This window comes from Micromonospora citrea, assembly GCF_049629545.1.
Taxonomy (GTDB): Bacteria; Actinomycetota; Actinomycetes; order Mycobacteriales; family Micromonosporaceae; genus Micromonospora; species Micromonospora citrea_A.
Genome location: NZ_JBNADX010000018.1, coordinates 101,968 through 115,441 on the forward strand (window position 1 = coordinate 101,968; position 13,474 = coordinate 115,441).

Genomic DNA, 13,474 nt, shown 5'->3' on the forward strand with positions numbered 1-13,474 from the left:
ACCCGGGCAGGCCGACCCGGTCGATCGGGAGGGGTGATGGAGGTCCGCGGGGGCGAACGGTGGGCGGAGTTCGGTCGGGAGCTACGCTCGTGGCGCCGCCGTGCCGGGCTGACCCAGGGTCAGCTCGGCCTGCGGGTCGGCTACCACCACAGCGTGATCAGCAAGGTGGAGAGCGGGCTGCGGGAGTCACCGATGGGGCTGCCCGCGCGCCTGGACGAGCTGCTGGGCACGGGCGGCGCGCTGACCGCGCTGGCCGGGCCGGGCGCCGGACGGCGTGCGGCCCACCTGGGGGCGAACGACCCGACCCTGTTCGCGGTGGTGCCGGGCCCGGACACCGTCGACCGGGTCACGCCGCCCGGTGTGCCGACGTGGCCACTGCGGCTGCCCGACCGTGGGTTCTCCTGCCCGTTGCACGGCGACGACGGCTGTGCGGTGCCGCCGGTCGGCGACGTCCTGGCGGCTCTGGACCGCCTCGACCGGCGCGACCCGACGACGTTGCCGACCGAGCCGGTGCCGGACCTCGTGCACGGGTTGACCGCGCTGCTGCCGGGTTACACGCAGGCGACCGTCGAGAGCGTCTCCACCGAGGTCGTCGGCGCCATCGAGCACGTCCTGCACCTGCTGGTGCGCTGGGCCGAGGTGGTCGACGCCGCCGGGCGGTCCCCGCACAGCCTGCTGCGGGTCGCCGCCCACTACGCACAGCTGGCCGGCCGGCTGCGGATGCAGCGGGGGCAGAGCGTCGTCGGCATGGCCTGGGTCGGGCACGGCCTGCGCTGGGCCGGCGTCTGCGCCGACCGCGTCGCCCAGGCCATGCTCCTCACCGACTACTGCACGTTGACCCGGCTGGACCGGGACGGCGCGTCGTCGCTGGCGTACGCCCGGGCGCTCGGCGCGGTGGACCCCTCCCGGGGCTGGATGTCGACGCTGTCGCACCTGTACCAGGCCCGGGCGTACGCCCTCGACGGTGGCGCGGCCGAGTGTCGGCGGCAGGTCGACCTGGCCCGTCGGGGGCTGTCCCGGCTCGACGAACGGGACCGCGCGGAGGCGCCCTGGCTGACCGGCGACGAGGGCGAGGTGCGGGTCGAGTCGTCCATCGGTGGGGCGTTGCGTGACGTGGCCGCCCACACCGGCGACCGGGCCACGGCCCGCCGGGCGGTGCACGCCACCCAGCGGTCGTTGGCGCACCTGCCGGTGCGGATGCGCCCGACGTACCTGCTGCTCAGCCTGCGGCTGGCGGACGGCTACACCTGCGCGGGGATGCCGGACGCGGCGGTGGAGGTGGCGGCGCCGGTCGTGCAGGAGGCGCTGCGGACCCGGCGGACCACCATCGTGCACGAGCTGCGCGGCCTGCACGGCCGGTTGTCGGCCGGTTGGGGTGACCTGCCGGAGGTCCGTGACCTGGTGGAGCGGCTGCGCGTCGCGCCCCGGTGAGCCGGCCGCGCCGGGCCGCTCGATGTGCCGGATTGTGGCAGTTACGCCGTCCCGGCCGGAGCCCCGTTGACCGGCCGGGCCGGTGGATGTGAAGGTCTCCTGGTCCGGGCGCGGACGCGACGTTCCGCAACGAGTCCCAGCTCGCCCCAACCGCGGGGTCCGCCGTCCGTGCCCGGGCAACCCCGACCCGGCACGGGCTCAGCGCAGCGGCAGCCCGCGGGTGCCGGCGCCCTTGAGCGAGCGGGTCAGGGCGCGGTCGTCGAGCCACAGGAAGCACTGCACGCCGTGATTGCCGTCGCGCCACTCCCGTTCCCGGGGGTGGTAGAAGATCGAGCCGGCGCGGAAGCGCACGGTGCCGTCGTCGGGCACCCCGGTGTACCTCGCGAGCAGCCGGAGGCATCCGCGGTGGACCCGCTCGTCGCCCCGGCTGAGCTGGGCGTGGCTGAGGCCCTCGGCCTGCCAGACGCCGACGAACTCGGCGTGGTGCCGGGCGGTGCAGGGGACCGGGACCATCGCCTCGACCGCGCCACCGGCCACCGTCGGGTCGAAGCAGCCCAGCCGCAGGTCGCCGTCGCCCTTCAGCGCGCCGCGCAGGCTGCCGGTGCGGGGGACCACGCCCGGCTCGTCGAGACCCCGGATCTCGCTGAGGTCGCACCGGAACCAGCGGGCCCCGCCGGTCCAGGCCGCAGGGGAGGGCAGGACGACGGCGAGACCGAGCCGGCCGGCGCGCCAGTCGCCGCCGACCGCCCGGCGGACCTCCCGGTCGCACTCGGCGCGGGCCGCGCGCAGCGCCGGGGTGCCGCTCGCCGGCGGGGTCGTCGGTTTGGCGTGGGCCCCGGTCAGGGTGCCGACGTGCATGGTCTCGGTGCGGTGCGGCCGTGCGCAGTCGACCGGCTGGTAGCCGCCGAGGTGGCCGACGTCCTGGGTGCCCGCAAGGCAGACCCCGGCGGCGGGGACGACGTGTTGCGGGGCGGCGAGGGCCGGCCAGTCGTCGGCGATGTCCGCGTCCAGCCCGGCCGGGGCGCGACAGCCGGTCAGCGCGAGGACCGCGAGGAGGCCCACGGTGACCGCCGTGCCGTACCGCCGCATCGCATCGATCCTTCGCCGCCGCTCGGGCGACGGTGCCGCCACGGTGCGGCAGCATACCCGGCCTCAGATGGCGGGCAGCCCCTGCGGGCCGACGCCGCGCATCGACCGGGTCAGCTTCCGGTCGTCGCTCCACAGGAAGCAGCGGATGCCCCGGTCGCCCTCCTCCCACTCCCGCTGCGACGGCGGGTAGAAGATCGACCCGGCCCGGTACGGCAGGTCGGCGTTGTTGGGCACCTCGGCGAAGCTGGCGATCAGCGCCATGCAGCGCCGGTGCACCTGCTGGTTGGCCTTGGTGAACGCCTCCCAGCTCAGGTCGCGTTCGAGGTACACGCCGACGAACTCGGCCCGGTGCGGCTCGGAGCAGAGCACCGGCGCCATGTAGTTCAGGTTGTTGCCAATGAGCTTCGGGTCGAAGCAGCGGTGGGAGAGCGGGTTGTCGCCGATCATCGCGCCGCGCAGGCTCCCGGTCCGGTTGACCGGCCGGGTGTTGTCGATGCTGTCGGTCTCGCTCAGGTCGCAGCGGAACCAGCGGGCGCCGCCGTTCCAGGCCGACACGGAGGGCAGCGCGATGTTCAGGGTCAGTCGCGCGGAGTGCCAGTCACCGCCGAGCACCTCGCGGGCGCGCTGGTCGCACTCGGCCCGCGCCGGGCGCAGTGCCGGCGACCCCGGCTCCGGCCGGGGGCCGCGCTCGGCGGCGCCGGTGAACGCGCCCACGTGGATCGCCTCGGCCAGGTGGCTGCGTGCGCAGTCCACCGTGTCGTAGGTGCTGGCCTGCACCACCGCCGTGATCCGCGGCAGGCAGGCGTCCGTGGCGGGCACGAACAACTGGGGCACGGGCAGCGCCGGCCAGTCGTCGATCAGGTCGCCGTCGCCCCGGTGCTGCTGGATGCAGCCGCTCATCGTCACCGTCGCCGCGCCGGCCAGCGCCAGCGCCACGAGCCACCGTCGCATCGTCCGCCCTTTCCGGGAGATGACGGCCGATCATCGCGGCCCGCACGGCATTGCCCCGCCGTCGGCCGTGCAGCATATGTGACCGTCCCCGATGGAGTGTTCCCGCGTTTCCGTCGATCGGCCAGTCACGGATGGCCTTTCGTCCGCTTCCCGGTTGCGCGGGGTCCAATCTTGCACCAGCGGTGACCCCTGGGTCACAGGGTGTTCCCGGTGGAGGCGCGCTGACCGCGGCGGGTGGCCGCGTTCGTACACTGACCCGGTGACCGTACCGCCGCCGATCGTCGCGCCCAGCATCCTCGCCGCCGATTTCGCCCGCCTCGCCGAAGAGGTCCGCGCCGTGGAGGGCGCCGCGGACTGGTTGCACGTCGATGTGATGGACAACCACTTCGTGCCGAACCTGACCATCGGGCTGCCGGTGGTGCAGAGCCTGCGGGCAGCCACCCAGATCCCGTTCGACGTGCACCTCATGATCGACGACCCGCGTCGCTGGGCCCCGGGCTACGCCGACGCCGGCGCCTACAACGTCACCTTCCACGCCGAGGCCTGCGACGACCCGGTGGCGCTGGCCAAGGACCTGCGCTCCGCCGGGGCGAAGGCCGGGTTGGCCATCGACCGGGACACCCCGATCGAGCCGTACCTGGAGCTGCTGCCGAGCTTCGACACTCTGCTGATCATGACGATCAAGGCGGGCTTCGGCGGGCAGCGGTTCATCCCGCAACTGCTGGACAAGGTGCGCGCCGCCCGCCGGCACGTCGACAGCGGCCACCTGGAGCTGCGGATCGAGGTCGACGGCGGGATCGCCGCCGACACCATCGAGCAGGCCGCGGCAGCGGGCGCCGACGCGTTCGTCGCCGGCACCGCGGTGTACGGGGCGGCCGACCCGGCCGAGGCGGTCCGCCGCCTGCGGGGGCTCGCGGAGCGCGCGGTCGCCGGGGCCTGACGTGGAGCCGGCCGGCGACCGACCCGACGTCATCCTCGTCGTCGACGACGACGAGGACATCGCCCGCTTCGTCGAGTTCAACCTGCGGCTGCACGGCTTCGAGGTGCTGCACGCCTCGGACGGGCAGGAGGCACTGGAGGTCATCGAGCGGCAACGCCCCGACCTGGCCGTGGTGGACCTGATGATGCCGCGCATCGACGGCCTGGAGCTGACCCGCCGGCTGCGCGCCGACCCGATGACCTCCGCCCTACCGGTGATCATGCTGACCGCCAAGGGGATGACCCAGGACAAGGTCAACGGTCTCAGCGTCGGCGCGGACGACTACCTGGTCAAGCCCTTCGACACGCTGGAGCTGGTGGCCCGGGTCAACTCGACGTTGCGCCGCAACAAGGAGTTCCGGGAGGTCTCCCCGCTGACCGGGCTGCCCGGCAACAGCCGGATCCGCCGGGAGATCAGCGACCGGGTGCGCAGCGGCGTCGACTACGCGGTCGGCTACGTCGACATCGACCGGTTCAAGAGCGTCAACGACCGGTACGGCTTCGTGCGCGGCGACGAGTTCATCTCCGCGCTGGCCCGCAGCCTGCACCGGGCGGTGGTGTCGATCGGGCTGCCGCCGGCCTTCCTCGGCCACGTCGGCGGGGACGACTTCGTCATCGTCTGCACCCCGGAGCAGGTCCGGCCGCTCACCTCCCGGGCCGTGGTGGACTTCGAACGGGCCGCCGACAAGCTCTACGACCCGACCGACGCCGAGCGCGGCTACGTGGAGCTCAAGGACCGTCGGGGCAACGTGCGCAGGGCGCACCTGGTCACCCTCTCCATCGGCGTCTCGCTGTCGGACTCCCGCAAGCGCTTCACCGATCCGCTCGTCGCGATCGCGGTCGCCTCGGAGATGAAAACGGTCGCCAAGAGCCAACCGGGGTCGTACGTCGCGGTGGACCGCCGCCGCGCGGACGGTGTGTGAGGTAGCACGCCGGGAGTGGCGTACCCCCGGGGCCGACGTGTAAGACTTTCCGTGTACCCACCACGCGCTGGCGGGGCTCGGTGAAATTCCGAACCGGCGGTGATCCACGGTCCGACCGTGGTAAGCCCGCGACCCGGACGGCTCAGGCCGCCCGGTGGACCTGGTGAGAATCCGGGGCCGACGGTTGGCGGCGGGATCGTTCCGCTGCCAGACAGTCCGGATGGGAGACAGCGCGCGGGACGGGGCGGGCCTGCGTGGGCTGTCATCCAGCCGCCGCGTGGGCTCCCCGGGGACGGCTGTGCCGTTCCCGGATCCGCCGCCGCCTGCCCGCGGCACCTCCCGTCGACCGCCCAGCGCGCGGACCGGCGAGTGAGAGGGCAAGGGCCATGGCCGGCGTCTCCGTCGACGAGGCGATGCGTCGCGCCGTCGTGCTCGCCGCCCGTGGCCTCGGCACCACCAGCCCCAACCCCGTCGTCGGCTGCGTCCTGCTCGATCCGGACGGCACGGTCGTCGGGGAGGGATTCCACGCGTACGCGGGCGGACCGCACGCCGAGATCGTCGCGCTCGCCCAGGCCGGCGAGCGGGCCCGCGGCGGCACCGCCGTGGTCACCCTGGAGCCCTGTGACCACACCGGCCGCACCGGCCCCTGCAGCCTCGCGCTGATCCGGGCCGGCGTCGCCCGGGTGGTCATCGCCGTCCCCGACCCCAACCCGGTCGCCTCCGGCGGCGCCGCCACGTTGCGCGCCGCGGGCGTCCAGGTGCAGTTCGGGGTACGCGCCGCCGAGGCCGAGGCCGGCAACGTCGCCTGGCTGACCTCGATGCGGCGCGGCTGGCCGTACGTGATCTGGAAGTACGCGGCCACCCTCGACGGCCGGTCCGCGGCGGCCGACGGCAGCAGCATGTGGATCACCTCCGAGGCGGCCCGGATCGACGTGCACGCGCTGCGCGGCACGGTCGACGCGGTGATCGCCGGGGTGGGCACCGTGCTCGCCGACGACCCTCGACTGACCGCCCGCAACCTGCGCGACGGCACCCTGGCCATCCGACAGCCGCTGCGGGTGGTGGTGGACAGCGCGGGGCGTACCCCCGCCGGGGCCCGGGTGCGCGACGGCGCCGCGCGGACCTGGATCGCCACCGCCGCGGAGGTCGGCGCCGACCCGGACGGCCGGGTCGACCTGCCGGCGCTGCTGGCCGAGCTGCACCACCGTGGCGTGCGGGCCGCGCTGCTGGAGGGCGGCCCGCGACTGGCCGGCGCGTTCCTCGCCGCCGGCCTGGTCGACCGGATCGTCGGGTACGTCGCGCCGAAGCTGCTCGGCGCCGGCCCGACCGCGCTGCTCGACGCCGGCGTGACGACCATCGCCGACGCCATCGATCTGGAGATCACCGACGTTACGCAGGTCGGCCCCGACCTGCGGATCACCGCGCTGCCCCGGAAGAGGGAGGCCTGACATGTTCACCGGCATCGTCGAGGAGCTGGGCGAGGTCGTCCGGATCGCCGACACCGGAGGTGACTCCGCGCTGGTCGCCATCCGGGGCCCGCTGGTCACCTCGGACGCCCGGCACGGCGACTCCATCGCGGTCAACGGCGTCTGTCTCACCGTCGTCGACGTCGACGGCGGGGTCTTCACCGCCGACGTGATGGGGGAGACCCTGCGCCGCTCCGCGTTGGGCGCGCTGCGGCCCGGCGACCCGGTCAACCTGGAGCGGGCCGCGGCGCTGAACAGCCGCCTCGGCGGGCACATCGTGCAGGGCCACGTCGACGGTGTCGGCGAGCTGCTGCACCGGGAGCCGGCCGAGCAGTGGGAGACGCTGCGCTTCCGGCTGCCCGCCGCCCTGGCCCGGTACGTGGTGGAGAAGGGTTCGATCACCGTCGACGGGGTGTCGCTCACCGTCGCCGGGGTCGGCGACGACTGGTTCGCCGTCGGGCTCATCCCGACCACCCTGAAGCTGACCACCCTCGGCGTCCGGCGCGTCGGCGACCCGGTCAACCTGGAGGTCGACGTGCTCGCGAAGTACGTCGAGCGGCTGCTCGGCGACCGCCTGCCGGGGGGTGGGGCGTGATGGGTCCGCTCGGTTGGCTGCTCGACGCCCAGGTCCAGATCGCCGGCTCGCCGGTGCTGGTCCGGGAGATCGTCGGCAACGTCTTCGGTCTCGCCTCGGCCCTGCTCGGCCTGCGCCGGCTGGTCTGGGCGTGGCCGGTCGGCATCGTCGGCAACGCGCTGCTGTTCACCGTCTTCCTCGGCGGCGCCTTCGCCACCCCGCAGGAGCACGACCTCTACGGCCAGGCCGGCCGGCAGGTCTTCTTCTTCGCGGTCAGCCTCTACGGCTGGTGGCGCTGGTCGCGCAACCGGCGCGTCGGGGCCGGTGACGCGCCCGCCGTCACGCCGCGCTGGGCCACCGGCCGGGAACGTCTCGGACTGCTCGCCGCCGCGGCGCTCGGCACCGCCGTGGCGTACCCGGTGCTCGCCGCGCTGGGGTCCTGGGGCCCGCTGCCGGACGCCTGGATCCTCACCGGCAGCCTGCTCGCCACGTACGGCATGGCGCGCGGCTGGGTGGACTTCTGGCTGATCTGGATCGCCGTGGACGCGGTCGGCGTGCCGCTGCTGCTGCGCGGCGGGTTCTATCCGTCCGCCGCCATGTACCTGGTCTACGGCGCCTTCTGCGTCTGGGGCCTCGCCGCCTGGTGGCGCACCTCACGGGCCGCCCGGGCGGCGGCGCGACCGATCCCGTCCACCTACTCGGAGGCCGTCGCATGACCACGCTCTTCGCCAGCATCGAGCAGGCGGTGGCGGACATCGCCGCCGGCCGGCCCGTCGTCGTGGTCGACGACGAGAACCGGGAGAACGAGGGCGACCTGATCTTCGCCGCCGAACTGGCGACGCCGGAGCTGGTCGCGTTCATGGTCCGGTACACCTCCGGCTACATCTGCGTGCCGCTGACCGAGTCGGAGTGCGACCGTCTCGACCTGCCGCCGATGCACCACACCAACCAGGACCGGCGCGGCACCGCGTACACGGTGACCGTGGACGCCCGGGAGGGCGTCGGCACCGGCATCTCCGCCGCCGACCGGGCGCACACCATCCGGCTGCTCGCCGACCCGGCGACCGACCCGACCGACCTGTCCCGCCCGGGGCACGTGGTGCCGCTGCGGGCCCGGGAGGGTGGCGTGCTGCGCCGTGCCGGGCACACCGAGGCGGCCGTCGACCTGACCCGGCTGGCCGGGCTGCGCCCGGCCGGCGTGCTGTGCGAGATGGTCAACGACGACGGCACCATGATGCGCCTGCCGGACCTGGAGAAGTTCTGCGCCGAGCACTCGCTGACCCTGGTCACCATCGCAGACCTGGTGGCGTACCGGCGGCGGCACGAGAAGCAGGTCGAGCAGGTCGCCGACGCGCGGATGCCCACCCCGTACGGGGTGTTCCGGGCGCTGGGCTACCGGGCCGAGCACGACCCGGCCGAGCACGTCGCGATGGTCTACGGCGACCTCGGCGACGGGCAGGACGTGCTGGTCCGGGTGCACTCGGAGTGCCTGACCGGGGACGTGTTCGGCTCGCTGCGCTGCGACTGCGGACCGCAGTTGCAGGCGGCGCTGGCCCGGGTCGCCCGGGAGGGACGCGGCGTCGTGCTCTACGTGCGCGGGCACGAGGGGCGGGGAATCGGCCTGCTGCACAAGCTGCAGGCGTACCAGCTGCAGGACCAGGGCCGCGACACCGTGGACGCCAACCTCGACCTGGGCCTGCCGGCCGACGCCCGGGACTACGGCACCGGCGCGCAGATCCTCTACGACCTGGGCGTGCGCTCGATGCGGCTGCTCACCAACAACCCGGCCAAGCGGGCCGGGCTGGAGGGGTACGGCCTCACCGTCACCGGCCGCGAGGGGCTGCCGATCCGGCCGCACCCGGAGAACGTGCGCTACCTGCGGACCAAGCGGGACCGGATGGGTCACCTGCTGGACGAGCTGGACGAGGTGACCGAGGCCCCGATGGGCCGCCCGGTCCCCGGCGACGAGATCGGAGCGTAGACATGGCGGGATTCGGCGAGCCCGGGGTGAGCACGGTGGACGCCGTCGGGATGACCGTGGGCGTGGTCGCGGCGCGCTGGCACGGCGACCTGACCGATCACATGCTCGACCGGGCGGTCGCGGCGGCCGGGGCGTGCGGCGCGCGCGCCGTGGTCGCCCGGGTCGCCGGCTCGGTGGAGCTGCCGGTGGTGGCGCAGGCCCTGGCCCGCCGCTGCGACGTGGTGGTCGCCCTCGGCGTGGTGGTGCGCGGCGCGACCGCCCACTTCGACTACGTCTGCCGGTCGGTGACCGACGGCCTCACCCGGGTGGCCCTGGACGAGGGGAAGCCGGTGGCGCACGGGGTGCTCACCGTCGACACCATCGAGCAGGCCCGGGACCGGGCCGGGCTGCCCGGCTCGGCGGAGGACAAGGGCTGGGCGGCCACCGTCGCGGCCCTCGACGCCGCCCTGGCCATCCGTGGCGTGGTGGCCAGCAACGGCGCCCGGGTCGGCTTCGGCGGCTGACCCTCGGCCCGCCTTCCCGCCCGACCCCCACGGCTCGGCCGGGGTCGACACGGTTGTCGACTCCGTTGCGCCGACATGGCGGTGTCCGGCGCCCTGGGACACCGCCATGTCGGCGCCATGGAGTGGATCTGTGCGCCGGTGGCAGTCGGGGCGGCGCCGGGGCGTCGGCCCGTGCTTGACTGTCCTTCGTGGAGATCGGGTACGCGCACCTGCCGGGGCTGCGGATGGCGTACCGGTGCTGGGGTCCGCCCGGCGGCCGGCCGCTGCTGGCCCTGCACGCCGGCTCCGTGCCGGGGGAGACCTGGGCCGGCCTGGCCGCCGCGCTCGGCGACTCGACCCGCGGGTACGCCCCCGACCTGCGCGGCTTCGGCGCGACCGACCGCCCCGGCCGGTACGGCCTGGAGGTGATGCGCGACGACGTGCGGGCCCTGCTCGACGCCCTCGGGATACACCGGGTCACCCTGGTCGGCCACTCGCTCGGCGCGGTGGTGGCGTACCTGCTCGCCGAGGAGCACCCCGACCGGGTGGCGGCGCTGGTGCTGGAGGAGCCCCCGCCGCCGGTGCCGCTCGGCCTGCGGCCGTCACCTCGCCCGCAGGGGCCGCTGCCCTACGACTGGGCCGTCCGTGAGGCGGTGCTCGCGCAGCTCAACGACCCCGATCCGGCGTGGTGGGAGCGGCTGGCGGAGATCACCGCTCCGGCCCTGGTCGTCGCCGGTGGCCCGAGCAGCCATCTGCCGCAGGAGCGGCTCGCCGCGATGGCCGACCGGCTGCCCTGCGGTGAACTGGTGACCATCGACGCGGGGCACGCGGTGCACGCGAGCCGGCCCGACGAGTTCCACCGGGTGGTGCGCGCGTTCCTCGCCCGTACCGTCGGCTGAGCCGCTCCGGTCGGGTCCGCCGGCGGCCCGGGCGGGTGGAGCCCGACGGTTCCGGGCCCGGGGTCACAGCCGGCCGGCCTCGATGATCCGCTTGAGGAACTGCCGGGTACGCGGCTGCGTCGGCTCGCCCAGCACCTGCCCCGGCGGCCCGGCCTCGACCACCCGGCCGGAGTCGAGGAAGCAGACCTGGTCGGCGACGTCGCGGGCGAACCCCATCTCGTGGGTGGCCAGCACCATGGTCATCCCGGCGGCCTTGAGGTCGCGGATCATGGCCAGCACCTCCCCGACCAGCTCCGGGTCGAGCGCGGAGGTGACCTCGTCCAGCAGCATCAGCCGGGGCTGGTTGGCCAGCGCCCGGACGATCGCCACCCGCTGCTGCTGCCCGCCGGAGAGCCGGTCCGGGTAGGCGTCCGCCTTGGCGCCCAACCCGACCCGGTCGAGCAGGTCCCGTGCCTGGGCCTCGGCGTCGGCCCGGGCCCGCCGGTGCACCCGGCGCGGGGCCAGGGTGACGTTGTCCAGCACGGTCAGGTGCGGGAAGAGGTTGTACGACTGGAAGACCATCCCGATCCGGCGGCGGACCCGGTCCGGATCGACCCGGGGGTCGGAGATCTCCTCCCCGTCCAGCTCGATGATCCCGTCGTCCAGTTCCTCCAGCAGGTTGACGCAGCGCAGCAGCGTCGACTTGCCCGACCCGGACGCCCCGATCAACGCCACCACCTGGTGCTCGTCGACGGTCAGGTCCAGACCGTCGAGCACCGGTTGGCCGCCGAACTCCTTGCGCAGCCCTCGACAGGTCAGCACCGCCATCTCAGCCTCCGGACTGGCGTCGGGCCGCGCGCAGCGTCACCCAGTCGGTGACGGCGATCAGCGGGATCGCCAGCAGCACGAACAGCACCCCGGCCAGGACGTAGGGGGTGTAGTTGAAGGTCTGCGCGGTGGCGATCTGCGCGGCGCGCACGGCGTCGATCGGCCCGGCGAGGGAGACCAGCCCCACGTCCTTCTGCAACGCCACCACGTCGTTGAGCAGCGGCGGGGCGACCCGCCGGACGGCCTGCGGCAGGACGACGTGGCGCATCGTCTGCCGGTACGTCAGGCCCAGCGACCGGGCCGCGGCGAGCTGGCTGGGGTGGACCGACTCGATGCCGGCCCGGAACACCTCCGCCAGGTAGCCGCCGTAGGTGAGCACCAGCGCGAGCCCGCCGAGCACCAGCACCGGCGGCATGCCCTGCAACCGCAGTCCGGGCACGCCGAGGGTCAGCACGTAGAGCACGATGATCAGCGGCAGTCCGCGGAAGGTGTACGTGTAGCCGGCGGCGAGCGCCCGGACCGGGAAGAAGACCGGGCCGCGCAGCGTGCGCAGCAGCGCGACCAGCAGTCCCAGCAGCAGCGCCCCGGCCGCGCAGCAGACCAGCAGGCGGATGTTCAACCAGAGTCCGGACAGCACCGCCGGCAGGGCGTCGCGGGCGATCGCCGGGTCGAGGAACGACTCGCGCACCCGGTCCCAGCCGGGCGCGCCGGTGACGGCGAGCACCAGCAGCGTGCCGAGCGCCGCCGTGGAGGCGGCGGCGACCAGCACGCTGCGCACCGTCTGCCGGCGCCGGTACGCGGCCCGCCTCCGCTGCGCCGCCGAGGGGGTGTACGCGAGCAGGCTCACGTCAGCTCGGCCGCTCCCGCCACCTGGGCGAGCCACTTCTGTTCCAGTTGCCGGAGCGTGCCGGCCTCGCCGAGCTGGCTGATCGCCGCGTTGACGCACGGGGTGAGCGGAGATCCCCGGTCGAGCAGCAACCCGAACGTCTCGGGCGCGCCCACCTGCGGCACCTGGCCCACGATGGTGGCGTCGGTGATCTCGGCGGAGGTGATGTAGAAGGCGGTCGGCAGGTCCACCACCAGGCCGTCGAGCTGGCCGTTCTGCAGCGCCTTCTTGGCGTCGTCGTTGCTGTTGTAGACCTGCGGCTGCACCGTCGGCTTGATCAGGTCGGTGATCGCCTGGTAGCTGGTGGTCCCGACCTGGGCGCCGAGCTTGGCGTCGCGAAGCTCGGCCAGGCTCCTCTTCCCGGCGATCTTCGAGGACTTGAGCGCGATCACGGTCTGCCGTACCAGGTAGTAGGGCGCGGAGAGGTCGACCGCCCGCTTGCGCTCCTCGGTGACGGAGAACTGGTTGATGTCGAAGTCGAAGTTCTTCGGGCCGGGGGCGATGGCCGCGTCGAACTTCACCCGGGTCCAGGTGACGTCCTCTCGGGCGTACCCGAGTTTCTCGGCCACCGCGTACGCGACCGCGGCCTCGAAGCCCTCGCCGCTCTCCGGCCTGTTCCCCTTGAACCACGGCTCGTACGCCGGCTCGTCGGTGGCGATGGTGAGCTTGCCCGGGGTCCGGGTGCGCAGGCTCTCCTTCGTGCAGGAGGCGGTGGCGGCGCCGGTGGGGGGCGCGGTGGTCCTCTTGTCGTCCTGCGGGGCGCATCCGGTCACCGCGACGACGGCGGCGGTGGCGGCGGTGAGCGCGAGGACACGGAAGCGGGTGCTGGCCATGGCGGACAGCGTAGGGCCGGCCGCGTCGACCTTGAAGGCTGTCCCACCACTTAGATAGGAAATCGATGCCTGATCGTTCCCGACGGTGCCGCGCCGGGCCCGCCGCGGTGGTCGACCGGCCGGGCGTCCCGAGGTACGGGAGGCGTGGGGAAGATGACGTGGTCGGACCCGGAG

The 13,474-nt window shown here is 74.2% G+C and carries 14 protein-coding genes and 1 riboswitch; of the genes, 9 read left to right on the forward strand and 5 right to left on the reverse strand.

Annotation, left to right across the window (positions count from 1 at the left end):
- Positions 1–36: 36 nt before the first annotated feature.
- Positions 37–1,431: a helix-turn-helix domain-containing protein gene (locus tag ACPFP2_RS19910; protein ID WP_424090672.1), complete on the forward strand. Its 1,395-nt coding sequence runs from the start codon at positions 37–39 to the stop codon at positions 1,429–1,431.
- A 198-nt stretch (positions 1,432–1,629) separates the two neighbouring features.
- Here the strand turns inward: ACPFP2_RS19910 and ACPFP2_RS19915 are convergent, their stop codons facing one another.
- Together ACPFP2_RS19915 and ACPFP2_RS19920 are read right to left on the reverse strand one after the other, a co-directional pair.
- Complete coding sequence (locus tag ACPFP2_RS19915) at positions 1,630–2,520, reverse strand: septum formation family protein (protein WP_424090673.1); 891 nt, start codon at positions 2,518–2,520, stop codon at positions 1,630–1,632.
- 63 nt (positions 2,521–2,583) lie between these two features.
- Positions 2,584–3,471 carry a septum formation family protein gene (locus ACPFP2_RS19920; RefSeq protein WP_424090674.1) on the reverse strand — a complete coding sequence of 296 codons (888 nt, stop codon included), beginning with the start codon at positions 3,469–3,471 and terminating at the stop codon, positions 2,584–2,586.
- Positions 3,472–3,730: 259 nt separating this feature from the next.
- Between ACPFP2_RS19920 and rpe the strand changes: the two genes are divergently transcribed.
- From rpe to ACPFP2_RS19960, 8 genes are all read left to right on the forward strand, one after another.
- Positions 3,731–4,411 (forward strand): ribulose-phosphate 3-epimerase, encoded by a 681-nt coding sequence (rpe, locus tag ACPFP2_RS19925; RefSeq protein ID WP_424090675.1) that lies wholly within the window; start codon positions 3,731–3,733, stop codon positions 4,409–4,411.
- A 1-nt stretch (position 4,412) separates the two neighbouring features.
- On the forward strand, positions 4,413–5,372 hold the full coding sequence (locus ACPFP2_RS19930; RefSeq protein ID WP_424090676.1) for a GGDEF domain-containing response regulator: 960 nt from the start codon (positions 4,413–4,415) through the stop codon (positions 5,370–5,372).
- A gap of 62 nt (positions 5,373–5,434) precedes the next feature.
- A riboswitch (FMN riboswitch) is annotated at positions 5,435–5,608 on the forward strand.
- A gap of 150 nt (positions 5,609–5,758) precedes the next feature.
- On the forward strand, positions 5,759–6,820 hold the full coding sequence (gene ribD / locus ACPFP2_RS19935; RefSeq protein WP_424090677.1) for a bifunctional diaminohydroxyphosphoribosylaminopyrimidine deaminase/5-amino-6-(5-phosphoribosylamino)uracil reductase RibD: 1,062 nt from the start codon (positions 5,759–5,761) through the stop codon (positions 6,818–6,820).
- A 1-nt stretch (position 6,821) separates the two neighbouring features.
- The gene (locus ACPFP2_RS19940) at positions 6,822–7,433 is read left to right on the forward strand and encodes a riboflavin synthase (protein WP_424090678.1); all 612 of its coding nucleotides are present in this window, start codon (positions 6,822–6,824) and stop codon (positions 7,431–7,433) included.
- Entirely contained in the window at positions 7,433–8,128 is a 696-nt protein-coding gene (pnuC, locus tag ACPFP2_RS19945; protein WP_424090679.1) for a nicotinamide riboside transporter PnuC, read from the forward strand. The genes ACPFP2_RS19940 and pnuC overlap by 1 nt, the downstream gene beginning before the upstream one ends.
- On the forward strand, positions 8,125–9,393 hold the full coding sequence (locus ACPFP2_RS19950) for a bifunctional 3,4-dihydroxy-2-butanone-4-phosphate synthase/GTP cyclohydrolase II (RefSeq protein WP_424090680.1): 1,269 nt from the start codon (positions 8,125–8,127) through the stop codon (positions 9,391–9,393). Before pnuC ends, ACPFP2_RS19950 begins: the two co-directional genes overlap by 4 nt.
- A 2-nt stretch (positions 9,394–9,395) precedes the next feature.
- Entirely contained in the window at positions 9,396–9,896 is a 501-nt protein-coding gene (gene ribH / locus ACPFP2_RS19955; protein ID WP_424090681.1) for a 6,7-dimethyl-8-ribityllumazine synthase, read from the forward strand.
- 188 nt (positions 9,897–10,084) lie between these two features.
- Positions 10,085–10,774, forward strand: coding sequence for an alpha/beta fold hydrolase (locus ACPFP2_RS19960; RefSeq protein WP_424090682.1), 690 nt, complete (start codon positions 10,085–10,087; stop codon positions 10,772–10,774).
- Between the two features lie 63 nt (positions 10,775–10,837).
- Here the strand turns inward: ACPFP2_RS19960 and ACPFP2_RS19965 are convergent, their stop codons facing one another.
- From ACPFP2_RS19965 to ACPFP2_RS19975, 3 genes are read right to left on the reverse strand one after another with little or no spacing between them, the layout of a single operon-like run.
- The gene (locus tag ACPFP2_RS19965) at positions 10,838–11,581 is read right to left on the reverse strand and encodes an amino acid ABC transporter ATP-binding protein (RefSeq protein WP_424090683.1); all 744 of its coding nucleotides are present in this window, start codon (positions 11,579–11,581) and stop codon (positions 10,838–10,840) included.
- Position 11,582: 1 nt separating this feature from the next.
- On the reverse strand, positions 11,583–12,428 hold the full coding sequence (locus ACPFP2_RS19970; protein WP_424090684.1) for an amino acid ABC transporter permease: 846 nt from the start codon (positions 12,426–12,428) through the stop codon (positions 11,583–11,585).
- Entirely contained in the window at positions 12,425–13,300 is an 876-nt protein-coding gene (locus ACPFP2_RS19975; RefSeq protein WP_424090685.1) for an ABC transporter substrate-binding protein, read from the reverse strand. The genes ACPFP2_RS19970 and ACPFP2_RS19975 overlap by 4 nt, the downstream gene beginning before the upstream one ends.
- Positions 13,301–13,474: the final 174 nt, after the last annotated feature.

Coding starts and splice junctions, on each gene's coding strand:
- ribH (WP_424090681.1), top strand. CDS start 9,396: ATGGCGGGATTCGGCGAGCCCGGGGTGAGCACGGTGGACGCCGTCGGG.
- ACPFP2_RS19950 (WP_424090680.1), top strand. CDS start 8,125: ATGACCACGCTCTTCGCCAGCATCGAGCAGGCGGTGGCGGACATCGCC.
- pnuC (WP_424090679.1), top strand. CDS start 7,433: ATGGGTCCGCTCGGTTGGCTGCTCGACGCCCAGGTCCAGATCGCCGGC.
- ACPFP2_RS19975 (WP_424090685.1), bottom strand. CDS start 13,300: ATGGCCAGCACCCGCTTCCGTGTCCTCGCGCTCACCGCCGCCACCGCC.
- ribD (WP_424090677.1), top strand. CDS start 5,759: ATGGCCGGCGTCTCCGTCGACGAGGCGATGCGTCGCGCCGTCGTGCTC.
- ACPFP2_RS19965 (WP_424090683.1), bottom strand. CDS start 11,581: ATGGCGGTGCTGACCTGTCGAGGGCTGCGCAAGGAGTTCGGCGGCCAA.
- ACPFP2_RS19915 (WP_424090673.1), bottom strand. CDS start 2,520: ATGCGGCGGTACGGCACGGCGGTCACCGTGGGCCTCCTCGCGGTCCTC.
- ACPFP2_RS19940 (WP_424090678.1), top strand. CDS start 6,822: ATGTTCACCGGCATCGTCGAGGAGCTGGGCGAGGTCGTCCGGATCGCC.
- ACPFP2_RS19920 (WP_424090674.1), bottom strand. CDS start 3,471: ATGCGACGGTGGCTCGTGGCGCTGGCGCTGGCCGGCGCGGCGACGGTG.
- ACPFP2_RS19910 (WP_424090672.1), top strand. CDS start 37: ATGGAGGTCCGCGGGGGCGAACGGTGGGCGGAGTTCGGTCGGGAGCTA.